Raw genomic sequence first — 24,286 nt, 5'->3', positions numbered from 1 at the left:
CGATCTCTGCCGTCTCGGGAAGCGATCTTCGTGCGCCCCGGGAGTGCGCGTGGCGTGCGCGCTTCGTCAGCCGAGGGACGGACCGTGGCATTGCTCGACAGCGGCGTCGCCTTGGTCGAGAAGGTCCTCGTACACCCCGACCTTGAACCTGATCAGGTCCAGGGACTCGGTGAGCCTGCCGATCTGGGCGGTGACCCGCTCCTGGTGCTCACGCATGAGTGCGAGCCGTTCCTCCGCGTTGTCGTTGCCTTCTCTGACGAGGTCGGTGTATCGGCGAAGCACGGTCAGGGGCATGCCGGAGGCGCGGAGAATGATGCAGACGGTCAGCCAGTCCACGTCGTCCTGGCGGTAGACACGGCGCCCGCCAGGCCCGCGGCGCACGGCATCGATGAAGAGGCCCTCCTGCTCGTAGAAGCGCAGAGCGTGAACGCTCAAGCCGGTGCGTTCGGAGACCTGCCCGATGCTCAGGCTTGCGGCGACCTCAACCATGCCGCCCAGGGTAACGGGGTTGATCTAGAGAGGGCTCTAGTTCCTAGGGTGCCTCGTGCGGCCGACGCTCCTGTCGCCCTGCGTGATCGGTTAGTAAGGGAGCACCACCATGCGCTATCGCACCCTTGGCAGGACCGGAATCGAGGTCAGCGTCCACTGCCTCGGCACCATGATGTTCCAGGACGGATGCAACTCCGACCATGACGACTGCGCCCGCATCATCCACACCGCCCTCGACCAGGGCATCAACTTCGTCGACACCGCCGACATGTACGGCCAGGGTGAGTCCGAGGAGATCGTGGGCAAGGCGCTGCGAGGGCGCCGTGACGATGTCGTACTCGCCACCAAGGCCCACTTCCCGATGGGCGAGGGCCCCAACCGTGGTGGAAATTCCAGGCGTTGGATACTCAAGGCGGTCGAGGACAGCCTCCGGCGCCTGAACACCGACTGGATCGACCTCTACCAGATGCACTTCCCCGACCACACCACCGACGTCGAGGAGACACTCTCCGTCCTCGACGACCTCGTGCGCCAGGGGAAGATCCGCTCGTTCGGCTGCTCGAACTACCAGGCCGAGGAGATCGTCGAGGCTCACCACGTATCCGAGCGTCGCGGCCTGGGACGCTTCCGCACCGACCAGCCGCCCTACTCGATCCTGGCCCGCGGCATCGAGTCCTCGCTCCTGCCGGTCTGCGAGCGCTACGGCATGGGGGTACTGGTCTGGAGCCCCTTGGCCTTCGGGTTCCTCACCGGCAAGCACCGCAAGGACAGGCCCACGGACCTGGCAACCGGCCGGGCCGCGATCCGGCCGGCGAACTTCGATCCCGCGCTGGCCGCGAACGCGGCCAAGTTCGACGCCGTGGAACAGCTCGCCGAACTCGCGGAAAGCATCGGCTGCACCCTGCCCCAGCTCGCTGTGGCCTTCACCGTGGCCCACCCCGCCGTCACCTCGGCCATCATCGGGCCGCGGACCATGGAGCAGCTGGAAGACCTGCTCAAGGGCGCCGCGCTCACCCTGGACGATGCGACCCTCGACCGGATCGACGCCATCGTGCCGCCCGGGACGAATCTGTACAACCCCGCCGCCTCGTTCCCGCCGCGCTCGCTGACCGAGACCGCCTTGCGGCGCCGCCCGCTCGCCGAACGAGCGGTAGGCTGAGGCCGACGGCTGCCCCTCCCGACGGGCCACGGTCACGCAGGAGACGGGGGCGGTCTTCAATCGCTGCCGGGGGGACCCGGCTGGGCTCTTCGGCAGCGATGGGGCTCTTCGACGCTATTGGGAGGCGTGCGCGACGTGGGCGTCCGCCTCGGCAGGCAGGTGAGCAGCTCGGGGCGGACGGGCCGCCGCGACGGCTGTGGCCAGCAGGTCGAGGAGGGGCGCCGCGCAGGGGTGGGGGTCGCGGCGTGGTCCGATCGCGTAGATACCACGGGTCGGGGGATCGACGAGGGCCACTGCGGTGACGTCGGTCCGCAGCGTGTCTGCCGGAGCGGGAGCGGTACATCGCCGGATACGTCGACACGCTCCCCGAGGGCGCGGCCATGAACATCAAGTCGCTCGCCAAGTGCCAGCCGCTGTACGGGCAGATGGCCGTCGGCAGCGCGCTGCGGGCCCTGGGCGTGGCCGGTCATCTGCGCCAGGCGAGGTGTGCGACCGGCGAGGGCGACAACCTCCGCTGGGTCACCCGCACCTTCTGGTCGCGGACGGCCCGCGACAACGAGTGGTGGAGCACTTTCCTCGCCGCCGAACAGAGCCGATGCGTGCCGCAGCCTGTGGTCGCGTCCGTCGCGTCCGTCGCGTCCGTCGCATCCGCCCCGTCGACCGCGCCCCCGCCGCCATGGGTCCCGGCCGAGCCCGCCGCCCCGGCCACAGCCGAAGAAGTCGCCCCTGCCACACCCGAAGAACCCGTCGCGCCCGTGCCCGCCGCGCCCGTGCCTGCCTTGCCCGTGCCGCAGCAGCGCACCGGCATCCCCCGGGACGCAGCCCCGGAAGGCTCATCGCCCGCCTTCCTCGCCCTGACACAACTGGGCCCCACCGACAAACGCCTGGGACTCTCCGAGGACGATTGCGCGGAGCTGGAAGAGATGGCCGCCGAGTGGTTCGCACGCGGCGTGGACACCGACTACTTCATCCACACCCTCACCGCCGGGCTGCCCGAGACCGTCGACACGCCCCTCGGCTTCGTCAGGCGCCGCCTCATCACCAAGCTCCCGCCCCGTCGTCCCGCCGCCCCGGTACCCGCGGCGTCGGGCGACTCCGCACCCCGCCTGATGATCGAGTGCACCGAATGCGGGGCGCCCGGCAGGGTCGAAGCGTTCCGCGACGGGCTGTGCGGCCCCTGCCGCCAACCCGTCCCGGCCCCCGCCGCCGACCGGGCGCCTTCGGACGAACCCGGCATCGAGCGCGACATCCGGGCCCACGTGAAGCGGCTTCGCGAGCAACTGACCCTGCGCTGACGGGTGCGATTCCTCATGCGGGGGGGCGAGTAGCGCCGGATTCCCCCGGCCTCAGTGCGCCCCGCACAGCCGCGCCCGCTGCTCGTCCGTCAGTTCCAGGTCCACCGCCGCCAGGTTCTCCTTCAGCTGGCCACCGAAGACGCCCCGGTCAGCGGGATGACGGGAAGCCGGCCGCCGATCTGCCAGGCCAGGACGACCTGGTTGATGCCCGCCCCCGTCTCGGCGGCGACCTCGCGCAGGACCGCGAGCCGGGCGGGAGTGCCGGGGTGGTCGTAGTCCTCGGGGATCGGCTTGTCCGGGCGGGTGTACGCACCGGCGAGCAGCGGAGAGTAGGCGACCAGGGTCAGGTCCTCTTCGGCGCGCAGGTAGCTGAGCAGTTCGGGGCCTGCGTGGCCCAGGCTGCCGTCCTCGAAGAGGGGGCTGGGGACGTCGAAGCGGGGGCGCAGGTGGCTGTGCTGGTACTGGAGCACCTCGTAGCCGGGCAGTGCGGCCGCGGCCGCGAGTGCCCGGGCGCGTTCCACCCGCCAGACGGCGTGGTTGCTGGCGCCCAGCAGCCCGACCGTGCCGGCCGCGCTCAGCTCCCCGAGCGCCTCGACGGTCTCGGCGAGCGGGACAGCCCTTAGGCTGAAAGCGTTTACCCGATCGTCAGACTCTCCGCATCGAGGAGCGACCAGTGACGGCAGGCATACCCGAACCCGAGCCCCGGATCGACACCAGCAGGCCTCACCCTGCCCGCGTCTACGACTGGTTCCTGGGCGGCAAGGAAAACTACCCGGTGGACCAGCAGTTCGCGCAGACGCTGCCGGAGGAGACGCGCGGGAACGCCGCGCGGAACCGGGCGTTCATGCACCGGGCCGCCGCCTGGCTGGCGCGCGGCGGGATCGACCAGTTCCTGGACATCGGCGCCGGCATCCCCACGGAACCCAACCTCCACCAGATCGTCCAAGCGATCACGCCGACCGCCCGGATCGTCTACGCGGACAACGACCCGATCGTCCTGCGCCACGCGGAGACGCTCCTCGTCAGCACGCCGGAAGGTGCCACCGACTACCTCCACGCCGATGTGCGGGAGCCGGGGGCGATCCTCGAACGGGCGGCGCAGCTGCTGGACTTCGACCGGCCCATCGCCCTGTCGCTGATCGCGCTGATGCATTTCCTGCCGGACGACCAGGACCCGTACGGCATCACCCGCACCCTGGTCGACGCACTGCCCGACGGGAGTTACCTGGCCCTCTCGCACGGCACCGCCGATCAGCACCCGGAGCTGAAGCAGGAGACCGAGTCGGCGTACAAGAAGGGCGCCATCGCGCTGCGCATGCGTACGCGCGCCGAGGTCGAGCCGTTCTTCGAGGGGCTGGAGCTCGTCGAGCCGGGGCTCGTCCCCGCGACCGAGTGGTACCAGGAGGATCCGGCGCCGGCCGTCGAGCGCAGCGGCTTCTACGTGGGTGTCGGGCGGGTGGTCCGGTGAGCAGCCGGTTCACGGCGGAGGACGGCACCCTGCTCGGGTACGACGACCAGGGGCCGGGAGGGGATCTGCCGCCCGTCGTCCTCGTCCACGGGCATCCGTTCAACCGGACCATGTGGCAGCCGCAGACCGCCGCGCTGGTCGCGGCCGGGTACCGGGTCATCGTGCCGGATCTGCGGGGGTACGGGGCCAGCGGCGTCGTCCCCGGCCGCACCCTGTTCGCGGACTTCGCCGACGACATCGCCGCGCTGCTGGACCACCTGGGCATCGCGCGGGCCGTCGTCGGCGGGGTGTCGATGGGCGGGCAGATCGCCATGGAGTTCCACCGCTCCTACCCGGGCCGGGTGGCGGCGCTGGTCCTGGCCGACACGTCCCCGGTCGCCGAGACCGAGGACGGCAAGGCGTTCCGCAACCGCCTCGCCGACCGGCTGCTCGCCGAGGGGATGGACGGGTACGCGGACGAGGTGATCGACAAGATGCTGGCCCCGTACAACGTCACCGCGTTGCCCGAAGTCGCCGCGCAGGTCCTGGGGATGATGCGGACCACCGCTCCCGAGGGGGCGGCGGCCGCGTTGCGGGGCCGGGCCGAGCGGCCCGACTACCGTGACTCGCTCGCCGGGGCCGGGGTGCCGGTCCTCGTCGTCGTCGGCGCGGACGACGTCTACACGCCCGTCGCGGAGGCCCGGGTCCTGCACGGGCTGATCCCTGGCGCGGAGCTGGTCGTGGTCGAGGGGGCCGGGCACCTGCCCGGCCTGGAGCGGCCGGAGGCGTTCAACGACGCGTTGGCGGGGTTCCTGGCGGGGGTGGGCGGGGCTTAGGACTGGAGCGGCTTCGCGAAGCAGCGGCTGCTGTCGTACGTCCGGTAGTGGCCGAACTTCTCGCAGGGCGTGTAGCCGCTGGAGAGGTACAACGCGATCGCCTCGGGCTGCTGGTCGCCGGTCTCCAGCACCATGCGGGTACGGCCCGCCGCGCGGGCGTCGGCCTCCAGGGCGGCCAGGATGCGGCGGGCCAGGCCCTGGCCGCGTCCCTCGGCTATCACGAACATCCGCTTGAGCTCGGCGTCACCGTCCGAGTAGCCCTCGGCGTTGCGCTCCTGCGAGCGCCAGCCGCCGGTGGCGACCGGGCGGTCCGACGCGTCGTAGGCGAGCAGGTACAGCCCGTGCGGCGGGTCGAACATCGTGGCGTCCAGCGGTGTGATGTCGCCCTCGTCCCCGTAGCGCTCGGCGTATTCGAGCTGCACGAGATCGTTGAGTTTGACGGCGTCGGGGTGATCGTAGGGGCGCGGCCGGATAATCATGCGGCATATCGTACATGTATGCGGGCGATGGGGTCGGTATCGTGCCGGAATGCTCACTGTGACCTCCGTGAATGTAAACGGTCTCCGCGCCGCCGCGAAAAAGGGCTTCGTCGAGTGGCTGGCGCAGACCGACGCCGACGTGATCTGCCTCCAGGAAGTGCGGGCCGAGCCGCAGCAGCTGCCCGAAGAGGTGCGTGAGCCCGAGGGCTGGCACACCGTCCACGCCCCGGCCGCCGCCAAGGGCCGGGCCGGGGTCTCGCTCTACTCCCGCCGGGCGCCGGAGCGCGTACAGATCGGCTTCGGCGGTTTCGGCGACGCGGGAAGCGAGGAGTTCGACGCGAGCGGCCGGTACGTCGAGATCGACCTGCCCGGCGTCACGGTCGCCAGCCTGTACCTGCCCTCCGGCGAGGTCGGCACGGAGAAGCAGGACGAGAAGGAACGCTTCATGGCGGCCTTCCTGCCCTACCTCACCGGCCTGAAGGCGCGGGCCGCCGCCGAGGGCCGCGAGGTCGTCGTGTGCGGTGACTGGAACATCGCCCACCAGGAGGCCGACCTCAAGAACTGGAAGGGCAACAAGAAGAACTCCGGCTTCCTCCCCGAGGAGCGGGCGTGGCTGACGCGGGTCTTCGGCGAAGCCGCGTACGTCGACGTCGTGCGCGCCCTGCACCCGGACGTGGAGGGGCCGTACTCGTGGTGGTCCTACCGCGGGCGCGCCTTCGACACCGACACGGGATGGCGCATCGACTACCAGGTGGCGACCCCCGGACTGGCCGCGCGCGCCGTGAAGGCCCTGGTCGAGCGGGCCGCCACGCACGCGGAGCGGTGGAGCGACCATGCGCCGGTGACGGTGGTGTACGAGCGGTAGGGCGTACGGGCTACGCCGGCGGCCGCGACGCCTCCGCGTCGCGGCGCAGTCGCCGGTCCAGCGCCATGGAGAGCTCCGCGTCCACCACCGCACGTGCCAGCGGGCGCAGTTGGGGCGGTTCGGCCTCACTGCTGTGGGCGCGCAGGGTCGCCACGAAGAGGTCGGCCAGGGCCTCCGCGTGCTCGCGGACCCGGCGGCCCGAGGCGAGCACCTCGCCGAGCGGGACCCCTTCGCGGACGAGCTCGGCCGAGACCTCCAGCAGGCGGCGGCTGATGTGCACGATCTCGTCGCCGTCCGTGCCGAGGTAGCCCAGTTCCATGGCCGTCGCCAGGTTCTCCGGCGTGGACTCGTCCTTGAAGTAGTCCGCCAGTTGCTCCGGTGTGAGCCGGATCGGGGTCTCCTCGGTCGGTTCGCCCAGGCCCAGCACCTCGGCGACGTCGCGGCCGCTCTCGAAGGTGCGGGCCAGGTCGGCGATGCCGGTGAGGGTGTGGCCGCGTTCCAGCAGGCCTGCGATGGTGCGCAGGCGGGCCAGGTGGTGGTCGTCGTACCAGGCGATGCGGCCCTCGCGCCGGGGTGGCGAGATCAGGCCGCGTTCCCGGTAGAAGCGCAGGGTCCGTACGGGGATGCCGGCCTCCTTGGCCAGCTCCTCCATGCGGTATTCGCGGTGCTCGCGTCCTTCTGCCACCCCCGCACCCTATCGGCCTCCCCGTGAGCGAGGCCGCATGTTGTACCGCCGGTAACTTTCCCTCGCCGGACCCCTACCCATCGGTACGCGGCTGCTCTACTCTCCCAACAATGCCAGTGATTGCTGGCAGAGTCGTGTGACGTACCGCGGGAGGCGGCAGCATGGCCCAGCACGAGCATGTACGAGTGGCGGTGATCGGATCCGGATTCGGGGGTCTTGGGGCCGCTGTCCGGCTGCGCCGCGAAGGCATCACCGATTTCGTGATCCTGGAACGGGCCGACTCGGTCGGCGGCACCTGGCGCGACAACAGCTATCCCGGATGCGCCTGCGACGTACCGTCCCACCTCTACTCGTTCTCGTTCGCACCCAACCCCGAGTGGCCGCGCACCTTTTCCGGGCAGGAGCACATCCGCGCCTACCTGGAGCACGTCGCCGACACCTTCGGGCTGCGCCCGCACCTCAGGCTGAACCATGAGGTGACGCAGATGCGCTGGGACAACGAGGAGCTGAACTGGGTCATCGAGAGCGCCAACGGCACGACGGTCGTCGCCGACGTCGTCGTCTCCGCGACCGGCCCGCTCTCCGACCCGAAGATGCCCGACATCCCCGGGCTCGCCGACTTCCCAGGCAAGGTCTTCCACTCCGCCCGCTGGGACCACGACGCCGAGCTGACCGGCAAGCGCGTCGCGATGATCGGCACCGGCGCCTCCGCGATCCAGATCGTGCCGTCGATCCAGCGAGAGGTCGGCAAGCTGACGCTCTTCCAGCGCACCCCGCCCTGGGTCATGCCGCGCATGGACCGCGCCATCAGCGGCGCCGAGCGCTGGCTGCACCGCACCCTCCCCTTCACCGCCACCGCACGCCGCGGACTGCTGTGGGGGATACGGGAGTTGCAGGTCAGCGCCTTCACCAAGCATCCGGACCAGCTGGGCATGATCGAGCGGATAGCCAAGTCCAACATGGCACGCTCGATCAAGGACCCGGCGCTGCGGGCCAAGCTGACCCCCTCGTACCGCATCGGCTGCAAGCGCATCCTGCTCTCCAGCGCCTACTACCCGGCCCTCGCCCAGCCCAACGTGGACGTGGTCGCCTCCGGTCTGAGCGAGGTGCGCGGCTCCACGGTCGTCGCCTCCGACGGTACGGAGACCGAGGTCGACGCGATCATCTTCGGCACCGGCTTCCACGTCACCGACATGCCGATCGCCGAACGGGTGGTCGGCGCGGACGGCATCACGCTCGCCGAGGCGTGGAAGGACGGCATGGAGGCGCTGCGCGGTGCGAGCGCGGCCGGCTTCCCCAACTGGATGACGATCATCGGCCCCAACACCGGGCTCGGCAACTCGTCCATGATCCTGATGATCGAGTCCCAGCTGAACTACATGGCCGACTACATGCGCCAGTTGAACGTGCTGGGCGGCCGCGTCGCACTCGACGCGCGACCCTCGGCCGTCGGGTCCTGGACCCGCCGTGTCCAGGAGCGCATGAAGCGCACGGTCTGGAACACCGGCGGCTGCAACAGCTGGTACCTGGACGCCAACGGGCGCAACACCACGGCCTGGCCCGGCACCACCGCAGAGTTCCGCAAGGTCACGCGGAACGTCGACCTCACCGAGTACGAGGTCGTACGGCTGCCCGCGCAGCGGGACGCGAAGAAGACCGTCGCCGAGGAGGTGGCGGGATGAGCCGGCCGCTGCGCAACGTGCACCCCCGGCCGGTGCCGGTACGAGAACTGATGGCCGTCTCCGCCGACGGCTCCCGCATCCATGTCGAGGTGCACGGGCAGGACGGCGCCCCGGTCGTGGTCCTGGCCCACGGCTGGACCTGCAACACCCAGTTCTGGGACGCGCAGATCAGGGACCTCGCCGTGGATCACCGCGTCGTCGCCTACGACCAGCGCGGCCACGGCACCTCGCCCTCGGTGGGGCGCGAGGGATACAGCACCGAGGCGCTGGCCGACGACCTCGAAGCGGTGCTCGCCGCCACCCTCGCCCCGGGGGAGAAGGCCGTACTGGCCGGGCACTCCATGGGCGGCATGACGATCATGTCCGCCTCGCGCCGGGCCGGACTGCGCGAGCACGCGGCCGCAGCGCTGCTGTGCAGCACGGGCAGCTCCCGGCTGATCGCCGAATCCCTCGTCGTGCCGCTGCGGCCCGGCGCCGTGCGGACCCGGATGACGCGTGCGATCCTCGGGGCGCGGGCGCCGCTCGGACCGGTCACGCCGGTCTCCCGGCGGATCCTCAAGTACGGGACGATGGGCGCGGGTTCGGCCCCGGACCGGGTGGACGCCTGCGCACGGATCGTGCACGACTGCCCGCGGGCGGCTCGCGTCGCGTGGGGGCAGGTGCTCGCGGAGCTCGATCTCGACGAGGGCGTACGGGAGTTGAGGGTGCCTACCGCGGTGATCGCGGGTACGGACGACCGGCTGACGCCGCCCGTCCACGCCCGGGCGATCGCGGCGGCCCTGCCCGACTGCCTCGGCCTCACCGAACTGACGGGCATGGGCCACATGACGCCCGTCGAGGCGCCGGAGATCGTCACGGCGAAGATCCGCGAACTGGTGACCGCGTACCTCCCGGTACGGGGCGCGACCGATGGCGAAGGCAAGGCCGAGAGCAAGGAGGAGGTCGCATGAGCGGCAGGCGCAGTCTCGAAGGACAGGTCATCGTCGTCACGGGCGCGGCGCGCGGCGTGGGTGAGCTGCTGGCGCGCAAGCTCTCGGCGCGCGGGGCGAAGCTGGCGCTGGTCGGCCTGGAGCCGGACGAACTGAAGAAGGTCTCCGAGCGGCTGCACGGGGACAGCGACCACTGGCACGCGGACGTCACCGACCACGAGGCGATGGCGCGGGTCGCGCAGGAGGTCAAGGAGCGCTTCGGGAAGGTCGACGTCGTCGTCGCCAACGCGGGCGTCGCCTCGGGCGGCCCGTTCGTCGACTCCGATCCGGTCGCCTGGCGACGGGTCATCGAGGTCAACCTGATCGGCGGCGCGGTCACCGGCCGGGCGTTCCTGCCGGTCCTGATGGAGAGCCGCGGCTACTTCCTCCAGATCGCCTCGCTCGCCGCGATCACCCCGGCCCCGATGATGACCGCGTACTGCGCGTCCAAGTCGGGCGTCGAGGCGTTCGCGCACAGCCTGCGGGCGGAGGTCGGCTACCGGGGCGTGAAGGTCGGTGTCGGCTACCTCTCCTGGACCGACACGGACATGGTGCGCGGCGCGGACGAGGACGACGTGATGCGGGAACTGCGCCAGCGGCTGCCGTGGCCGTCCAACCGTACGTATCCGCTGGGCCCGGCCGTCGACCGCATCGTGGCCGGCATCGAGCGGCGCTCCCCGCATGTGTACGCCCAGTGGTGGCTGCGCGGGATGCAGTCCGTGCGCGGCTACCTGCCGAGCCTGATCGGGGTGGTCGGCCAGCGGGAGATGAAGCGGTTCGGGTCACGTCTGGAGGGTGTCGGCAAGGGTCTGGTGGGCGCCGGTGGTACGGCTGACCAGGACGAACGGGCGTCGCGGACGGCGGCGGATACGCAGCGTAAGTGATCGAAATGCGTTGTATGTCCTGCCGTGTAAGTCTGGTCGAGGCCCCAACGGGGCCATCCCCACGCACCCCCACATAGGAGTGAACAGCATGGGCATCGCCGACCAGTTCAAGGACAAGGCGCAGGAGCTTGCCGACCAGGGTCAGAAGAAGATGAAGGGCGGCAAGGGCGAGGACCCGCGTCAGGGTCAGCGCCAGGGCCAGGGCCAGGACCGTCGTCAGGACGCGTCCGACCGGGCCCGCCAGGCGTCTGAGCAGGGTCGCGACAGGACCCAGGGTGCGGCGGACGACCTTCGCGAGAAGTTCGACCGCTGACGCAGTGCGGCTGACGCGTTCTTCGCGTCGCATGGTGAGGGGCGCGCCCGGTTCTTTCGGGGCGCGCCCCTTTCCGCATGACGGATGCACCATGCTGCTGGGCAGAGGCCGGCCTGAAGTCAGGGATCAGCCCGAAGCCAGAAGCCTGAAGACAGAGGTCGGCCTGAAGCCAAAGGTCGGAGTGCGGAGGCCGGTCTGAAGCAGAGATCAGCCTGAAGTCAGAGGTCGCCCTGAAGGTAGGCGCGAGCCGCGGTCATGACTTCCTTGTAGCGTTCGGCGGCGATCGCCGCAAGCGGTGAGTCGTCGTCGAGCTGGGGATTCATCCCGATCATCCAGGCCCGAGCGGTGTGGAGATTCTCGGCACTCTCGATGAACTTGAAGATCTGGTAGGCGGTGCGCAGGCGCATTTCGGAGTCGAAGCGCGGGGCGTTCTGCTCCCTGCACCACTTTCCGACCTGCTTGGGATCTTCGATGCCCGCGATGAACGCGACGACGCGCTGGCTGAAGGTGTCCTGCAGGAAGCGTGCGATGCCTGCGATGGACTGTTCCGTCGTGTCGCGGAGTGCGCGGGCTTCGGCGGTGGTCTCTCGCTGAGTTTGCATGGTCTCCTCGTTTCCTCGTCGCTCGCCGGTGAGGCGTCAGCGGAGGATGGGTGCGCTGCATGCGCGAAGGCTGGGCGAGGGCGCGATTCGCTGCCGTTCGTCAGCCATGTCCGTGGGGTGCTTGCGGCGGGTGGGCAAGTGGTATTGCCGCGGCCGTGGTGTGCACCACTACAGGCGGGAGGAGATGACCGGGGTGCCGGGGCGAGCTGATCGCTCTGCCTCTGCGGATGGGCGCAGCACTCGCTAAACGTAAGTGACTGGTGATCAACATCGTGTCCCCCCTGTGGTGTTGAGCAAATGGTACCCGTTTACACGCAACTTACTCCATAGATTTCCCTCCTCAGAAGGGTGCTAAATCCCTCCCTTTGTTGCCGGTCAGGCCTGTGACCTGCACTTTTTGCGGGGTCTCCGCTGATGCGGACTCACAGGGTGCTGTGCCGTGCGAATCCCCCAGACATCAGATCGGGGGACATTTCGCACGGCCAGTCGGTCGATCGTGCCGCGGTCACCAGACGGTGAGGCCGTACTCGCGAGCCACTTCCTGTAGTTCGACGGACTCGGCGAGGATCGGGCGGCGTTCCGCCTCGATGAAGTCGGTACCGCTCAGGACCGCCCAGCAACGGCGTCCGCCGAACCCGGACCGGTAGACGATGCCCTGGGCCAGTTGGTGGCCTTCGGCGTTGCGCTGGGCGACGGTCCAGGCGGCGATCTGGCGGGCGACGCGGCGGTCCCTGCCGTGGATGTGGTCGTCGGTCAGTTCCCCCTCGACCCCCCATTCGCTGAACTCGTTCCGGAGCTCGTGTGCGAGTACCTCGCGGGTGATGTCCGCGTCCACGTCGAGGAACCGGGCCTCGGCCGACAGCTTCAGCCGGACGAGTATGTGGGCGTCGCGCCAGCCGGACGCCAGGTGTCCGATCCTCATGTGACCGGGCTTGTGGGGTTCGTCGGCGAGGAGGCTTCGTACCTCCGGATGGACGCGGAAGTAGGCGAGCGCTTCGGCGTAGCAGCCGGTCGGTTCGGAGGCGCAGTACAGCATGCCGTAAGTGAAGAGACTGAAGCGGCCGGCCGAGGAACCGTCGATGGTTTCGGGCTCGACGCGGTTGAACTTCAGCGGTGCGCTCGCCTTGCCCAGGCGCCAGACGCCCCGGTCGGGGGCGCGGGCGAGTACGACGGGGGGAACGGAGTCGGTCATGCCTGCTGCCTCCGTCCGGCAGAGTCAGCCCCTCGGCTCCCCGTCCGTTCGTGGAACGCGCGCGGGCGGGGTCGGGGCAAGGGGCCGGCGATGTGAACTAAGACAGCGGTCATTGGTCCTCGACAAGGATTTTCTCGGCGGTCGTTGGGCGGGGGCCGGCGGCAGGTGCGAGCGTGCCGGTCCAGCCGCCGACGCGGCTGATCATTGTTGCGCAGGTGAGCAGCGCGCGGCGGTGTGCTCGCCGACACCGAACGGGCGCAAAGGCGTCGCGCCGAAGCGCGCAGAGGGCGCATTCGGCCTCACAGACGGTCGTGATGGATGCGGAAGATCATGGTTCCCGCTTCCCCCGTCGCCAGCAGGACCGTGGAGGGTTCGCCGGGTTGCTGCGGGGCTGTGCGCAGCGCATTGACGCGATACCCGGTCACGATCTGCAGCAGATGCCGGTCGGCGGCCGGGTCCCACAGGTGAATGCTGGTGCTGCCGGCTGCGGCGAAGGCGACGCGCTGTCCCTGGACGGGGAAGGCCGTCACCGCGTTCAACTCGCCGTCACCCGGATCGAACTCGTGCAGGGCTTCGGCTGCCGTGTCCGGCTCCCAGAATTTGAGGGTGCCGTTCTGTCCGGCGGTGACGAGCTGCGGGCCGGCCGCACCACGCCCGGGGGCGAAGGCGACATCGTTGACGATGTTCTGACCGCACCGGATGGTGCGGCCGTACTGGGTCAGATCTGCCGCTTCCCAGATCCGGAGGTTGCCGTCGCTGCCGCCCGATGCGAGAAGGACCCCGCCTTCGGCGCTCTTGGAGGCGAGGCAGCGGACGCTGAACTTGTGGTCCTTGCGAATCGAGACGGCCTGCTCGGTGTCGAGGTCCCACAGGCGCACGGATCCGTCGGCGCTCGCGCTCGCCAGCCGGGCGGACGTGCCGGGGCCCTCGAAGGCCACGAGTGCGAGGGCGGGGGAGTAGTGCCCGCGCAGTGTTGCGACCGGCGCCGAATCCCTGGGGGCGGAGGCATCGAACAGGGCGATGCTGTTGTCGCTGCGAGCGGCGGCCAGCAGCACGCTGTTCCGCAACCTCACCCAGGCGAGGGCAGTGACCGGTTCGTCGTCGATGACGGGTTGCTTCATGCCGGTCTCGATGTCCCACGCCAGGGTGCTGCTCCCCTCGGTGACCGCGAGGCGATGCGGTGGCCCGGGTGACAGCGCGCTGGCGGTGACCGGGGTCCAGGCGGCTCGGCCGTGCCGGAACGTGGCACCGGACAGGGGCCAGTTCCGGACGGTGCGATCGGCCCCGGCCGTGATGAGGCGGGCGCCCGGCCGTTCCGTGAACGAGGAGAGCGCGGTGACCGGGGCGGAGTGCGCCTGGATCGACTGGCCGAGCGGCTCCAGCGAGTCGGTCCGCCACAGGGACACGGTGCCGTCCGCCCCGGCACACGCAAGCGCCTGCCGGTCCTCGACCTCGACCAGCGCCAGCGCCGTCACGGCGCCCTCGGACGTCGCGTCGGTACCGGCCCCACAGGCCCGCCCGTGGGCGGTCACATCGTGAACGGACAGGGTGCCGTCGCCGTCTCCCACGGCGTAGTGCCCGGCCACGGGCAGGGCGACGAGAGCGCGAACGGCTGCCGGATGACGGGACCGCATGACGGCTGTGCGCCCGTCGAAACTGCTGACGGTGTCGTGCTGGGCGTAGAGAAGGAGTCCGGACCCGTCCGGCCGGTTCGTACCGCGCAGAATGGCCGCTGCTCGTTCGAGCCGGGGGAGAGGTATGTCGATCGGCTGGAACGCAGCCGTGTTGAACGCGGCGATGTGGCCGTCACTCCACGCAGCGAGCAGCACCTGGGCCCGGTCCCGTGGCCGGTAGAGCGTCAGCGAACTGACCCAGGTGCCCGGGCGCCGGAGCACCGGGACGATGGTGCGGCCGCGGAGCGCGTCCAGGACCGAGACGGTGCCGTCGGTGGCACCCGTGGCGAGCAGGCCCTCATGCAGCGTGACCAGGTGCTCGATGGCGCCGTCGTGTACGGCGATCGGCGGCGCGGCGGCGGAACCGTCGTGCCGCAGGATACGGATGACACCGTGGTCGTCCCCCGTGACCAGCAGCGGCTGGGCCCGGGCCCGGCGGCCCGCGTTCACCGTGGTCAGCGAGGTGACGGCGGCCTCGGTCACGGCCCACACGTTGTCCGGACTCGCGCAGTCGCTCCAGAGCGGGGTGACCGGCGACCCGGCGAGCACCGCGTCCTCCGGGGGCGAAGGGGGCCGGGGCTGATGGCGTGCCGTGGCCGCGTGGTGGGCCAGGTGCAGGCTGGTCAGTCGCGACAGCGGGGTGAGCCCCCGGGAGAAGGGTTCCAGCTTCGCCCAGGCCTGCAGCCACTGCTGCCGGTCCGACGGGTTGTTGCCGCCGGCCAGCAGCCGGCCGAGACCGGAGCTGGATTCCCACGGCAGCAGGGAAGGGGGCACGTGCGCGTCGTCCAGCACACGTCCCTGGGCGGCATGCTGCGCCAGATGGCGGCGCAGATAGGGGTGCGGCGGGACGCCGGGATCGTCGGGCACCAGCTCGGCCAGGGCTTCTGCCAGCCGGCGGTGGATCTCGGCATGCCGGTCGCCGCCCGGTCGCGGGGTCATTCGGACTCGCCCAGGTCGGGGGTGTGCGCGCCCGGATCGGGGGTGTGCGCGCCCGGATCGGGGGTGTGCGCGTCGGGGGTGTGTGCGCCCGGATCGAGGGTGTCCGCGGCGGCGTCGAGCAGGTTGGCGTCGAGGTCGCAGAGCACCTCGGCCACCGCTTCATGGGCCGGCCGGTAGACCCGCCGTTCATCCTCGTGATCGTGCGCGAGATAGCCGTTCAGGCGGCTCTTCAGCAGCTTTCCGATCATGTCGTCCCAGTCCGGTAACTGACGGCCCAGGAACACCCGGCCCATCCGTGGCCAGATGTTCGACCAGGGGATTCCCGCCCCCGCGGCGAAGGCCGATGCCCGCAGAAGCGCCAGCGCCACGTCGGACGGAAGGCCGTCCCCTGCCACCAGCACGAGATCGCGTCCGAGGAGCCCCGTCATCCCCCCCTGAAGCATCGCCCGCCACTCCGCCTGCCGCGCAACCGCCGCGGGGTCCTCGGCCGAACGCAGCTGTTCCCCGGCGAGACGGGCGGAGATGAAGGACGGCCACACCTCGGGTGCCACCAGGGCTGCCGCCTCCTCGGCCGTATCGCGATGCCCGCCCTCGCAGATGAGCGCGTGCAGATACTGCTCGATGTCCTTCACGCTCCCCTTGCCGTCCGTCCGCTGCTCCTCGGCGGTGGGAAACGCGGCCTGCAGGGCCTCGCTGAGTCCTTGCTCCGCGTCGGGCAGCTCCACGGGGGAGTCGCTGAGCGGCAGGCTGGAGCGCACACCGATGAGCAGACGCAGCCCGGCAGGCATGGAGGGGGGAGGCGGGTCGCCGTCCTGCCGGGGGGCGGGCACCTGTCCGAGCTGCGGGGAACAGAACTCGCTGAGCGGGGCCAGGACATCGTCGATGACGCGGGGGAGCTCGGCCGCCTCGTCGAGACCGTCGATGACCAGGGTGACCGGCTCGCTGCGGCCGCGGAGGGTCTCGATGATCTGCTGTGTGCAGGTGACGACGGGATCCTCGGTCGAGGCCGGCCGTCCGGGTTCGGCACCGAGAGCCCGCAGGATGTCGCGGGCCAGGTCTGCCGGGCCCCGATGACGCGCCAGAATCGCCCCGGTGATGGAACCGGGAGCGGGCACGGTGCCGTCCGCGGCCAGATCGACCGCGGTCTTGAAGACGGGTTCGTCCTGGAACGACGGATTGCTCAGCACCACTGCTCGCGCCAGCACGGCGGACTTGCCACTGCCGGCGGTCCCGGTGATCAGCAGGACTCCCCGTGTACGCGCGGGGCTCAGGAACTCGGTGACACTGCGGTTGATGTCGTCACGCCCGCGGAAGTACCACCCCGGATCGCTGTCCTGGGTACGTCCGGTGGCCCGGTCGAGCCAGTAGTCGTCGGCAGGAGTGCCGGCCTGCCGCAGCCCCGCTCCGACCAGGTCATGGCCGTAGCGGTAACCCGGGTTGGGGATACAGGGCGTTGCGGTGAGGATGCCGCTGCCGTCGACCACCCGGTGCAGACGGTGCTTTCTGATCGCATCCTCCGTGCCCAGCCCGCGTTCGAACTCGGCCATGAGCTCGGCGACCGTGAGGTAGGGGGTGGTGATGCCCGCGGTGGTCCGCAGCCGCTGAAGGGCGCCGCGCAGCAGCGTGGGGAACCGCCGAACCTGAACAGGCCTGTCGTGCCCGCACGTCACCAGGACATCGAGACTGCACTGGGTACGCCGCTCCGCGCGGATGTCCTCCAGTACGTCGTCGAGCTCGCTGCGGATCTTTCCCGCGTAACAGGTGTTGACGATCACGAGGACGTTCCGGACATGCGAGTCGAGGGCGGCGGTGATGAGTTCCGTGGTGCGTACCGAGGTGTTGAGATGCCGTCCTTTGACGGAGCCGGGCAGCTTGAGGAAGTGGGTCCGCGCGCTGGAGACACCATGTCCGGTGATGAACATGACGAGCGCCTGCCCTTCCATCTCCCTCACTTCGTGCTCACGCAGGAAGTCCTCGACGTCCTCGCGCTTCTCCAGATCGGGGGGCGGGATCTGGCGGAAGGAGGACTCGGCCCCGGCCCCCTGGCCGGACCACCACTCCGCAACGACCTCCAGCTGCTCGTCGATCCCTTCCGTGAAGCTGTCGTTCCCGTCGCCGTAGTCACGCACCGCCAGGGTCAGCAGAGTCCGCTGCGATCCGGTATCCGCCTCGGTGTCCTGCGTTTGCGTGAACTCCCCCGCCCTGTTCTGCATCTCTTTAGTGTTTCAGGCATGACTGAGCAGCCGCAGACGAATCCGCCGGGCCGCGTCCCCGGCGGCCGTCCCCGTACGACTCCGGGACTGACCCCCGCCGTCACGCACGACGCCGTCGTTCTCGTACCGGGAATCATGGGGAGCGAGCTGTACGACACCGGCACCGGCAAGGTGCTCTGGGGCCTGGCACATCCCACGTGGCTGGCGAAGGCCTGGCTGACGAAGGGCGGGCTCGCGCCCCTGCACCTCACCGCCGAGGAGCAGGCCGGCGACTACGGCCGGATCAAGGCGCGCAGGCTTCTGCAGATTCCGGCGTGGAGCCCGGTCCTGCGAGGCATCGAGCCGTACCACAAGATGACCGCGGCCATCGAGAACGCCGTCGCCCACCCCGCTGCCGTCCTGCCGTTCCCGTACGACTGGCGGCTGCCGGTCGAGGTCAACGCGCGACGGCTCGCGAGCGAAGCCCGTGATCACCTGGAACGGTGGCGACAGCACCCGGCCCACGCGGAGGCCCGGCTTCAGGCGGTGGACGAGCGCGAGGCCCGTCTCGTCTTCGTCGCCCACTCGATGGGCGGTCTCGTCACCTACGCGGCCCTCACCCTCGGCTACGACTCCGGTCTCGAAGCGGACACCCGTGGCGTCATGACCCTCGGCACGCCCTTTCACGGTTCGGTCGTCGCGGCGAACATCCTGAACACGGCCCAGGGCGCCCCACTGCCGTTGCCGCACAGCCGCCTCGCCTCCCTCGCCTCCGCGATGCCCGGCGTCCACGACCTCCTGCCCGGCTTCCTCTGCGTCGAGGAGGGCCTCGACGTCCGCCGCCTCACCCCCTCCGATGTCGGCGCGCTGGGCGGTGACAAGGACCTGGCCAGAAGCTCCCAGGAGTTCTTCGACGCGCTCCGGGCGAAGCCGTTCCCGCACCACCGCCCGGTCGTCGGCATCCGCCAGGAGACCGTGCAGTCGATGCGGCTGGAGAACGGCACGGTCATCGCCTCCGAGTACTGCTTCCGGACCCACACGGACGGCGAGCTGATGCGCGACCCGGACGGGGCCCCACGCCGCTTCCAGGTCGGGGGCGACGGAACGGTCCACCGCGAATCGGCGTCCCTGACACGTCGTACGGTGCCCCTCGCCCTGCAGCACGGTGCGCTGGCCAGTGACAGGGCGGCGCGGCAGGCCGTGGTCGACTTCCTCCTGGAGGACGACCACTTGGGCCCCGACCAGGCGGACGACGGCCTCGGCCTGACCGTCCCGGACTACGTGGTGCCGAACGCCGAATGGACGGTGCGCATCACGGGCACGGACGACCCGTCGGGGGTCGACTGCACCGTGGCGGCGGTCGAAGGCGGCTTCCAGCGGGAGGTAAGTCTCTACGCCGGTGACGACGACGCGCTCGGAGCGGATCTGGAGGTCCCCGATGCGGGTCTCTACCGGGTCACGGTGGAGGCGGACTACCTCCCTTCCCCGCTCACCCAGCTCGTGTTCGCGGGCCCGGGAGGCACGGCGCCGCTGGACGACTGACCGGGTGGTGGACCGGGACGTCGGCTGTGTCAGGGCGCCTTGACGGACGCGACGAACGGCGCCCACGCGGCGGCGCTCACGACGAGCGCGGGACCGTGGGGGCGCTTGGAGTCGCGTACGGGGACGAGGCCGGGGTGGCCTTCGGCGACTTCGAGGCAGTCGCCGCCATTGGCGTTGCTGTAACTACTTCTCCACCGCGCACGGCATCACCCTCCCCTCGCTCGGCGTCGACCCCCTGACCCTTGCCGCGCGTACGACCCGGCCGCCGCTGATCGCGCTCGGCAACTGCAACGCGGCCACCGCGAGTCGGCTGGCGGAGGCGCTGCGCCTGGCGGCCGGCGGATGACCGTGCTGCCACTCGCGGTGGATCTGCTCGCCGTGCCGAAGGCCGTACCGGAGATGCGGCGGATGCTGCGGGCGCGGTTCGCGGGCGTGGATACGACCGATCTGACGCTCTGCGTCAGTGAGTTGCTGACCAACGTGATTGCGCATCTCGGCGAGGGGGACCCCCGTCACGCTCCGGATCTGCGGCACGCACACCGGCCGCGTCCGTGTCGAGCTGAGCGACCCGGCGCCCGGTGTCTGGCCGGTGCTCCGGTCAGCCGGAACCGGTGACGAATCCGGGCGCGGGCTGCTGCTTGTGGACGCGCTGGCGCTGCAGTGGGGCGTCGAGCGGGGGCTGCACGGGAAGGCGGTCTGGTGCGAGCTGCGGCTGCCCGCCTGGCCGGGCCCGCGGGAAGTTGAGAGCGAAGTGGGCGCGGCAGATGCTGTTGGGGCAGCCAGGTCGCGTGGAAAAGTGCCCACTTCGCTCTCAACTCCGGAGTGGGTGAGGGTCTGGATGGCAGCCCGGGAGGCTGCCGGCCTTGGCCGCGCGCATGACCGGCCGCCATGTGTCTTCCTCGTCATCCCTGCGGGCTGACTCCCCGCAGGGTGAGGTCGAGCAGCCGGTTCGCCTCGGCGGCGGGGTCCGGGTGATGTTCCGTGGCCAGGGCGATGCCGGTGACCAGTGTGACCAGGTCAGCGGCGGTCACGCCCGGCGTCACCGCACCGGCCTGCGCGGCGCGTCGGAGCAGCGGGTCGGCCGCCCCGGTGAGCTTCGCCGAGCAGGCGTTCACGTGATCCGGGTCGTCCATTCCGGTCCGGGTCAGCGCATCGGCCAGGCCCCGCGCGGAGGTGGCGTACGCGGTGAGCGCGCCCAGCCACTCCAGCAGTGCGGCCCGGGCGTCGGGTGCCCCGGCCGACGCCGTGGCGCGGGCGACCAGGGCTTCGATCCGCTCGGCGAACACCGCCTCCAGCAGTGCGTGCCGGCTGGGGAAGTGGCGGCGCACGGTGGCCGATCCGACTCCGGCCGTGCGGGCGATGTTCTCCAGGGAGGCGTCGGCGCCGTGCGCGGCGACCTCCTCCTCGGCCACGGCGAGGATCCGTGCGTAGTTGCGCCGGGCGTCTGCGCGCTGGACGGTCATGGCGTCATCTCCGGCCTTGCTAAGTGGTGGGGGCCTCCGTATCGTACCGAAGCGTAAGTGGCGGGCCCCGCCATATATCTGTGTGCCACCACCTGAGGAGCACCATGCCTCCAGAATCCTCCCCTGCCCTGGTAGTCGGAGCCACAGGTCAGCAGGGCGGCGCCACCGCCCGCGCACTGCTCGCGAGCGGCGTTCCCGTCCGGGCACTGGTCCGCGACCCGGACACGGCCCGGGCGAAGGCCGTCGAAGTACTCGGCGCGGAGCTGGTCACCGGCGACCTCGACGACCGCGACTCCCTGGCCCGGGCTGCCGAAGGGACCCGCGCCGTCTTCTCCGTTCAGATGCCCGACGTGAACGGACGCGCCTTCGAAGGTGAGCTTGCCCAGGCCGTCAACCTGATCGAGGGCGCGAGGGCGGCAGGAGTGCCGCAGTTCGTGCACACATCCGTCTCCGGCGCCGGGCAGCACGTCAACTGGGTCAAAGGCCGTTGGGCCTGGATGGAGCCCTACTACACCGCGAAGGCCGGGATCCAGGACCGGGTGCGCGAGGCCGGCTTCACGCACTGGACACTCATCAAGCCGGGCTTCTTCATGGAGAACTTCCTCCCGGCCAAGAAGATCATGTTCCCCCGCGGGGTGGAGGGTGGCCTGGTGAGCCTGCTGAAGCCGGCGACTCGGCTGTCGCTCGTCGCGGTCGAGGACATCGGCAAGGCAGCCGCGGCAGCCGTTGCCTCACCGGTGCGATTCGACGGTGTCGAGCTGGAGCTGGCGAGCGACTTCCTGACGATGACGGAAATCGCCACGATCCTCTCTCTCAACCTCGGCGTCGAGCTGACTGCGCCCGACCTGACCGGGGAAGAGGCGACCGCCGCAGGGATGCCCGACATGGGCTTCGGCCAGTCACATATCAACGAGCACACTCAGCCCGCCCGCCCGGAGTTCGCGCGGGAACTCGGCATCCCCCTCACCACCTTCGAAAAGTGGGCCGGAGATCATCTGCGGGCCACAGCCGCACGTTGAGGGGAGTGGCCGGCAGTGCCTTTCTGCGTCTCACCGTGCGGTGAGGTCCGCGTGGGGCTCCCGCGGGCCGCGCAGCGGCAGCGTCCGGCTGAAGACGAGGTTGGTGGTCGTGCTCCCGAACTCGGCCAGTGCGTCGACGACTTCCTCCAGGTGGGCCATCGAGGTGGCCGCCACCTTCAGCACGTAGCAGTCGTCCCCGGTGGTACGCAGGCACTCCAGGATCTCCGGACGCTCCCGGAGCATCCGGCGCAACGGCTCGTGCCGGCTCCCCGGGTACTTCAGCCGGACGACCGCCAGGGCCACATATCCGGCCCGCTCCAGATCCACCTCTGCCCGGTAGCCCGTGACGACCCCGGCCGCCTCCAGCCGCCGCACCCGCTCCGTTGTCGCCGACGCGCTCAGGTTCACCCGCCGGGCCAGCTCCGTGAACGCGATCCTGCCGTCCTGCTGGAGCTCGTCCAGGATCGCCCAGTCCGTTGCGTCAAGATTCTCGGCCATCCGGTCAGATTACCGAGGTATCCACGGGTGAACTGCGCCCGGACAGGCAGGAATCCCTTCTGCCGGCCCGCATGGACTGGCTAGGCTCGGCGGTGTGAAGATCGGCGTGAACGTCCTCAATTTCGGACCCGGAACCGACCCCGGAGTCCTGCACGACTGGGCCCGGACCGTGGAGGGTCTGGGCTTCGACCTGCTGATGGTCTCCGACCACATCGCGATCACGCCCGACGTCGCCGAGCAGTATCCGGCGCCCTTCTACGAGCCCTTCACCACCTTGTCCTGGCTTGCCGGCCTCACCACCCGGATCCGGCTCGGCACGACGGTCCTCATCGCCCCCTACCGGCACCCACTGCTCACCGCCCGGATGGCGGCCAATCTGGATCAGCTCAGCGGCGGACGGCTGGTCCTCGGGGTGGGGGTGGGCTGGGCGCGGCAGGAGTTCGCCGCCCTCGGTATCCCCTTCGAGCAGCGGGGACGACTGACCGACGCCGCCCTGCGGGACCTGCGGGAGGCCTGGGCCGACACGGCCGCGTACGGGAACGGGAAGATCCCGGTGTGGGTCGGCGGCAACAGCGATGCGGGAATACGCCGGGCCGTGCGACTCGGTGACGCCTGGCACCCGCTGCGCTGCACGATGCCCTGGCTGCGGGAGGCCGCGGACCGGCTGAAGTCGGCCGCGTACGAACAGAGCCTCCCCGTCCCCGCCTTCGCTCCCCGGATCGTGCTCCGCCCCACCGCGACCCCGGTCGACGGCCCGCAACGTCTCGCCGGCGAGGGCACGATCGACCAGATCATGGACGACCTCGACCAACTACGGCTGCTGGGCGCCGACACGGTCGTCCTCGACACGTACACCGGCGACCCCCACGAGACCAGCCACCCGCAGCCGGCCCGGCAGGCACTCGCCACGGTGGCCGCGCATCTCCACCTGTAGGAGCAACCATGACCACGCCCGACGACCACCACACCCTCCTCAGGCGCGCCATCGCCCTCGCGGCCGAGGCACGCGAGAGCGGAAACCCGCCGTTCGGCTCGCTGCTGGCGGGACCGGACGGGACGGTCCTGGCGGAGGACCGCAACACGACGCTCACCGACCGGGACATCACCGCGCACCCGGAACTGAAGCTCGCGCGGTGGGCCGCGAGGGAGCTGGACGCGGCCACGGCGGCGACCACCACGATGTACACCAGCTGCCAGCCGTGCTCGATGTGCGAGGCGGTCATCCAGCAGGCGGGGCTGCGCCGCGTGGTGTACGCGCTGTCCGGCGAACAGCTCCTGGACATCAGGCCGGGCAGCGGCCGCCCACCCGTGCCGCAGGAGGGACCGGCGCTGCTGGAGGAGGTGCGGTCAGTGGTCGCGGCGTACTACCGCTGACCAGGTCAGTTCGCCGATCCCGGGGAAACCGTTGGACTCGCCGACGGGAGCGCGTCGTATGGTTCGGGGCGCGAAGACGCGGTCGGCGGAGAAGGAACGGTGGATGGCGGGACTGTACGAGATCTGGCAGCAGGCGGAGGTGTCGCGCAGGCTCGACGTGTTGTCGGGTTTCGTCGCGATGTGCGTGGCGGGGGACGACGACGCGCGACGACGTCTCGCCCAGCTGGTTGTCGGCGCGGACGCGGCCTTCTCCGCCTCGCCCCCGGATCTGGATGTCGCCTCGGAGTACGTGGACGAACTCGTCCGGTGGGCTGACACGGAGTGGGCCGATCACCCCTATCGTCCTGTGGAAGCCCGGCCTGACGAGGCGGACCGGCAGACGCGCGACTACGCCAAGGATCTCCGGCACGCCGCAGTCCCGGCCCACGTCGGGTGCGAGATGGGCCGCATCGAGCTCGGTCTTGAGGTGGGATTCCTGGCCCTGTGCCGCCAACCGGGGTTGGACTGTCGGACCCGCCAGGACATCTTCTACGTGGCCGGGCGTGCCGCGATGGCCCTCGACCTCGGGCACTTGGGAGTGGCGGAGCGGGAGATCCGGCGTATGAAGCAGGTGGGTTCCGTGGAGCCGCGGGAGAGCCCTTGCGGCAAGGCTCAGTGCTCTGCGGCGTAAGGCGGTTGAGTCAGGATCGG

24 protein-coding genes and 2 pseudogenes are annotated in these 24,286 nt (G+C 70.5%); 14 read left to right on the top strand and 12 right to left on the bottom strand.

Annotated features, from left to right (window positions below; genetic code table 11):
- Positions 1-66 precede the first annotated feature (66 nt).
- The gene (locus tag SH922_RS16435; RefSeq protein WP_393058706.1) at positions 67-489 is read right to left on the bottom strand and encodes a MerR family transcriptional regulator; all 423 of its coding nucleotides are present in this window, start codon (positions 487-489) and stop codon (positions 67-69) included.
- A gap of 109 nt (positions 490-598) precedes the next feature.
- Here SH922_RS16435 and SH922_RS16430 point away from each other — a divergent pair, with 109 nt between their 5' ends.
- Positions 599-1,648: an aldo/keto reductase gene (locus tag SH922_RS16430; protein ID WP_393058705.1), complete on the top strand. Its 1,050-nt coding sequence runs from the start codon at positions 599-601 to the stop codon at positions 1,646-1,648.
- A gap of 380 nt (positions 1,649-2,028) precedes the next feature.
- Positions 2,029-2,943: a MarR family transcriptional regulator gene (locus tag SH922_RS16425; RefSeq protein ID WP_393058704.1), complete on the top strand. Its 915-nt coding sequence runs from the start codon at positions 2,029-2,031 to the stop codon at positions 2,941-2,943.
- Between the two features lie 51 nt (positions 2,944-2,994).
- On the opposite strand, the pseudogene SH922_RS16420 reads toward SH922_RS16425, so the two are convergent.
- Positions 2,995-3,560 (bottom strand): annotated as a pseudogene (locus SH922_RS16420) (aldo/keto reductase); the annotation flags it as partial.
- A 56-nt stretch (positions 3,561-3,616) separates the two neighbouring features.
- Here SH922_RS16420 and SH922_RS16415 point away from each other — a divergent pair.
- Positions 3,617-4,411: an SAM-dependent methyltransferase gene (locus SH922_RS16415; protein WP_393058703.1), complete on the top strand. Its 795-nt coding sequence runs from the start codon at positions 3,617-3,619 to the stop codon at positions 4,409-4,411.
- Positions 4,408-5,226 (top strand): alpha/beta fold hydrolase, encoded by an 819-nt coding sequence (locus tag SH922_RS16410; protein ID WP_393058702.1) that lies wholly within the window; start codon positions 4,408-4,410, stop codon positions 5,224-5,226. Before SH922_RS16415 ends, SH922_RS16410 begins: the two co-directional genes overlap by 4 nt.
- On the opposite strand, the gene SH922_RS16405 is transcribed toward SH922_RS16410, so the two are convergent.
- On the bottom strand, positions 5,223-5,705 hold the full coding sequence (locus SH922_RS16405; protein WP_393058701.1) for a GNAT family N-acetyltransferase: 483 nt from the start codon (positions 5,703-5,705) through the stop codon (positions 5,223-5,225). The genes SH922_RS16410 and SH922_RS16405 overlap by 4 nt on opposite strands.
- Before the next feature lie 49 nt (positions 5,706-5,754).
- Between SH922_RS16405 and SH922_RS16400 the strand changes: the two genes are divergently transcribed.
- Complete coding sequence (locus SH922_RS16400) at positions 5,755-6,570, top strand: exodeoxyribonuclease III (RefSeq protein ID WP_393058700.1); 816 nt, start codon at positions 5,755-5,757, stop codon at positions 6,568-6,570.
- 10 nt (positions 6,571-6,580) lie between these two features.
- Here SH922_RS16400 and SH922_RS16395 read toward each other — a convergent pair whose 3' ends face one another.
- The gene (locus tag SH922_RS16395; RefSeq protein WP_393063585.1) at positions 6,581-7,222 is read right to left on the bottom strand and encodes a MerR family transcriptional regulator; all 642 of its coding nucleotides are present in this window, start codon (positions 7,220-7,222) and stop codon (positions 6,581-6,583) included.
- Between the two features lie 194 nt (positions 7,223-7,416).
- Here SH922_RS16395 and SH922_RS16390 point away from each other — a divergent pair, with 194 nt between their 5' ends.
- From SH922_RS16390 to SH922_RS16375, 4 genes are all read left to right on the top strand, one after another.
- Complete coding sequence (locus tag SH922_RS16390; protein WP_393058699.1) at positions 7,417-8,937, top strand: flavin-containing monooxygenase; 1,521 nt, start codon at positions 7,417-7,419, stop codon at positions 8,935-8,937.
- Positions 8,934-9,887, top strand: coding sequence for an alpha/beta fold hydrolase (locus tag SH922_RS16385; RefSeq protein ID WP_393058698.1), 954 nt, complete (start codon positions 8,934-8,936; stop codon positions 9,885-9,887). The genes SH922_RS16390 and SH922_RS16385 overlap by 4 nt, the downstream gene beginning before the upstream one ends.
- Entirely contained in the window at positions 9,884-10,789 is a 906-nt protein-coding gene (locus SH922_RS16380) for an SDR family oxidoreductase (protein WP_393058697.1), read from the top strand. The genes SH922_RS16385 and SH922_RS16380 overlap by 4 nt, the downstream gene beginning before the upstream one ends.
- Before the next feature lie 88 nt (positions 10,790-10,877).
- The gene (locus tag SH922_RS16375; protein WP_393058696.1) at positions 10,878-11,102 is read left to right on the top strand and encodes a hypothetical protein; all 225 of its coding nucleotides are present in this window, start codon (positions 10,878-10,880) and stop codon (positions 11,100-11,102) included.
- A 218-nt stretch (positions 11,103-11,320) separates the two neighbouring features.
- Here the strand turns inward: SH922_RS16375 and SH922_RS16370 are convergent, their stop codons facing one another.
- The 4 genes from SH922_RS16370 to SH922_RS16355 all read right to left on the bottom strand — a co-directional run bounded on the left by SH922_RS16370 (position 11,321) and on the right by SH922_RS16355 (position 17,721).
- Positions 11,321-11,704, bottom strand: coding sequence for an XRE family transcriptional regulator (locus SH922_RS16370; RefSeq protein WP_393058695.1), 384 nt, complete (start codon positions 11,702-11,704; stop codon positions 11,321-11,323).
- A gap of 505 nt (positions 11,705-12,209) precedes the next feature.
- Entirely contained in the window at positions 12,210-12,896 is a 687-nt protein-coding gene (locus tag SH922_RS16365; RefSeq protein ID WP_393058694.1) for an RES domain-containing protein, read from the bottom strand.
- Positions 12,897-13,195: 299 nt separating this feature from the next.
- Entirely contained in the window at positions 13,196-15,508 is a 2,313-nt protein-coding gene (locus tag SH922_RS16360) for a WD40 repeat domain-containing protein (RefSeq protein ID WP_393058693.1), read from the bottom strand.
- Complete coding sequence (locus tag SH922_RS16355; protein ID WP_393058692.1) at positions 15,505-17,721, bottom strand: AAA family ATPase; 2,217 nt, start codon at positions 17,719-17,721, stop codon at positions 15,505-15,507. The genes SH922_RS16360 and SH922_RS16355 overlap by 4 nt, the downstream gene beginning before the upstream one ends.
- Before the next feature lie 18 nt (positions 17,722-17,739).
- On the opposite strand from SH922_RS16355, the gene SH922_RS16350 reads away from it, so the two are divergent.
- Entirely contained in the window at positions 17,740-19,242 is a 1,503-nt protein-coding gene (locus tag SH922_RS16350; protein ID WP_393058691.1) for an esterase/lipase family protein, read from the top strand.
- 29 nt (positions 19,243-19,271) lie between these two features.
- On the opposite strand, the pseudogene SH922_RS16345 reads toward SH922_RS16350, so the two are convergent.
- From SH922_RS16345 to SH922_RS16335, 3 genes and pseudogenes are all read right to left on the bottom strand, one after another.
- Positions 19,272-19,442, bottom strand: a pseudogene (locus tag SH922_RS16345) (DUF397 domain-containing protein); the annotation flags it as partial.
- Positions 19,426-19,734, bottom strand: coding sequence for a hypothetical protein (locus SH922_RS16340; protein WP_393058690.1), 309 nt, complete (start codon positions 19,732-19,734; stop codon positions 19,426-19,428). The pseudogene SH922_RS16345 and the gene SH922_RS16340, both read right to left, overlap by 17 nt.
- 410 nt (positions 19,735-20,144) lie before the next feature.
- Positions 20,145-20,705: a TetR/AcrR family transcriptional regulator gene (locus SH922_RS16335; protein ID WP_393058689.1), complete on the bottom strand. Its 561-nt coding sequence runs from the start codon at positions 20,703-20,705 to the stop codon at positions 20,145-20,147.
- A gap of 104 nt (positions 20,706-20,809) precedes the next feature.
- On the opposite strand from SH922_RS16335, the gene SH922_RS16330 reads away from it, so the two are divergent.
- Positions 20,810-21,724 carry an NmrA/HSCARG family protein gene (locus tag SH922_RS16330; RefSeq protein WP_393058688.1) on the top strand — a complete coding sequence of 305 codons (915 nt, stop codon included), beginning with the start codon at positions 20,810-20,812 and terminating at the stop codon, positions 21,722-21,724.
- A gap of 30 nt (positions 21,725-21,754) precedes the next feature.
- On the opposite strand, the gene SH922_RS16325 is transcribed toward SH922_RS16330, so the two are convergent.
- The gene (locus SH922_RS16325) at positions 21,755-22,222 is read right to left on the bottom strand and encodes an Lrp/AsnC family transcriptional regulator (protein ID WP_393058687.1); all 468 of its coding nucleotides are present in this window, start codon (positions 22,220-22,222) and stop codon (positions 21,755-21,757) included.
- Positions 22,223-22,316: 94 nt separating this feature from the next.
- On the opposite strand from SH922_RS16325, the gene SH922_RS16320 reads away from it, so the two are divergent.
- The 3 genes from SH922_RS16320 to SH922_RS16310 all read left to right on the top strand — a co-directional run bounded on the left by SH922_RS16320 (position 22,317) and on the right by SH922_RS16310 (position 24,266).
- The gene (locus SH922_RS16320) at positions 22,317-23,156 is read left to right on the top strand and encodes an LLM class flavin-dependent oxidoreductase (protein WP_393058686.1); all 840 of its coding nucleotides are present in this window, start codon (positions 22,317-22,319) and stop codon (positions 23,154-23,156) included.
- Between the two features lie 8 nt (positions 23,157-23,164).
- Positions 23,165-23,596 (top strand): nucleoside deaminase, encoded by a 432-nt coding sequence (locus tag SH922_RS16315; RefSeq protein ID WP_393058685.1) that lies wholly within the window; start codon positions 23,165-23,167, stop codon positions 23,594-23,596.
- A 103-nt stretch (positions 23,597-23,699) separates the two neighbouring features.
- Positions 23,700-24,266, top strand: a complete 567-nt coding sequence (locus SH922_RS16310) for a hypothetical protein (RefSeq protein ID WP_393058684.1) — start codon at positions 23,700-23,702, stop codon at positions 24,264-24,266.
- Positions 24,267-24,286: the final 20 nt, after the last annotated feature.

The sequence above is a fragment of the Streptomyces sp. LN549 genome, from assembly GCF_043203805.1.
Lineage (GTDB): Bacteria > Actinomycetota > Actinomycetes > Streptomycetales > Streptomycetaceae > Streptomyces.
The sequence above is the reverse complement of the archived record's forward strand: the minus strand, read 5'-3'. Positions and strand labels throughout refer to the sequence as shown.

Excerpts from the sequence above, each read along its gene's own strand:
- SH922_RS16435 (WP_393058706.1), bottom strand. The coding sequence starts at position 489 with ATGGTTGAGGTCGCCGCAAGCCTGAGCATCGGGCAGGTCTCCGAACGC.
- SH922_RS16430 (WP_393058705.1), top strand. The coding sequence starts at position 599 with ATGCGCTATCGCACCCTTGGCAGGACCGGAATCGAGGTCAGCGTCCAC.
- SH922_RS16425 (WP_393058704.1), top strand. The coding sequence starts at position 2,029 with ATGAACATCAAGTCGCTCGCCAAGTGCCAGCCGCTGTACGGGCAGATG.
- SH922_RS16405 (WP_393058701.1), bottom strand. The coding sequence starts at position 5,705 with ATGATTATCCGGCCGCGCCCCTACGATCACCCCGACGCCGTCAAACTC.
- SH922_RS16400 (WP_393058700.1), top strand. The coding sequence starts at position 5,755 with ATGCTCACTGTGACCTCCGTGAATGTAAACGGTCTCCGCGCCGCCGCG.
- SH922_RS16395 (WP_393063585.1), bottom strand. The coding sequence starts at position 7,222 with ATGGAGGAGCTGGCCAAGGAGGCCGGCATCCCCGTACGGACCCTGCGC.
- SH922_RS16390 (WP_393058699.1), top strand. The coding sequence starts at position 7,417 with ATGGCCCAGCACGAGCATGTACGAGTGGCGGTGATCGGATCCGGATTC.
- SH922_RS16385 (WP_393058698.1), top strand. The coding sequence starts at position 8,934 with ATGAGCCGGCCGCTGCGCAACGTGCACCCCCGGCCGGTGCCGGTACGA.
- SH922_RS16380 (WP_393058697.1), top strand. The coding sequence starts at position 9,884 with ATGAGCGGCAGGCGCAGTCTCGAAGGACAGGTCATCGTCGTCACGGGC.
- SH922_RS16375 (WP_393058696.1), top strand. The coding sequence starts at position 10,878 with ATGGGCATCGCCGACCAGTTCAAGGACAAGGCGCAGGAGCTTGCCGAC.
- SH922_RS16370 (WP_393058695.1), bottom strand. The coding sequence starts at position 11,704 with ATGCAAACTCAGCGAGAGACCACCGCCGAAGCCCGCGCACTCCGCGAC.
- SH922_RS16365 (WP_393058694.1), bottom strand. The coding sequence starts at position 12,896 with ATGACCGACTCCGTTCCCCCCGTCGTACTCGCCCGCGCCCCCGACCGG.
- SH922_RS16360 (WP_393058693.1), bottom strand. The coding sequence starts at position 15,508 with ATGACCCCGCGACCGGGCGGCGACCGGCATGCCGAGATCCACCGCCGG.
- SH922_RS16355 (WP_393058692.1), bottom strand. The coding sequence starts at position 17,721 with ATGCAGAACAGGGCGGGGGAGTTCACGCAAACGCAGGACACCGAGGCG.
- SH922_RS16350 (WP_393058691.1), top strand. The coding sequence starts at position 17,740 with ATGACTGAGCAGCCGCAGACGAATCCGCCGGGCCGCGTCCCCGGCGGC.
- SH922_RS16340 (WP_393058690.1), bottom strand. The coding sequence starts at position 19,734 with ATGCGCAATCACGTTGGTCAGCAACTCACTGACGCAGAGCGTCAGATC.
- SH922_RS16335 (WP_393058689.1), bottom strand. The coding sequence starts at position 20,705 with ATGACCGTCCAGCGCGCAGACGCCCGGCGCAACTACGCACGGATCCTC.
- SH922_RS16330 (WP_393058688.1), top strand. The coding sequence starts at position 20,810 with ATGCCTCCAGAATCCTCCCCTGCCCTGGTAGTCGGAGCCACAGGTCAG.
- SH922_RS16325 (WP_393058687.1), bottom strand. The coding sequence starts at position 22,222 with ATGGCCGAGAATCTTGACGCAACGGACTGGGCGATCCTGGACGAGCTC.
- SH922_RS16315 (WP_393058685.1), top strand. The coding sequence starts at position 23,165 with ATGACCACGCCCGACGACCACCACACCCTCCTCAGGCGCGCCATCGCC.
- SH922_RS16310 (WP_393058684.1), top strand. The coding sequence starts at position 23,700 with ATGGCGGGACTGTACGAGATCTGGCAGCAGGCGGAGGTGTCGCGCAGG.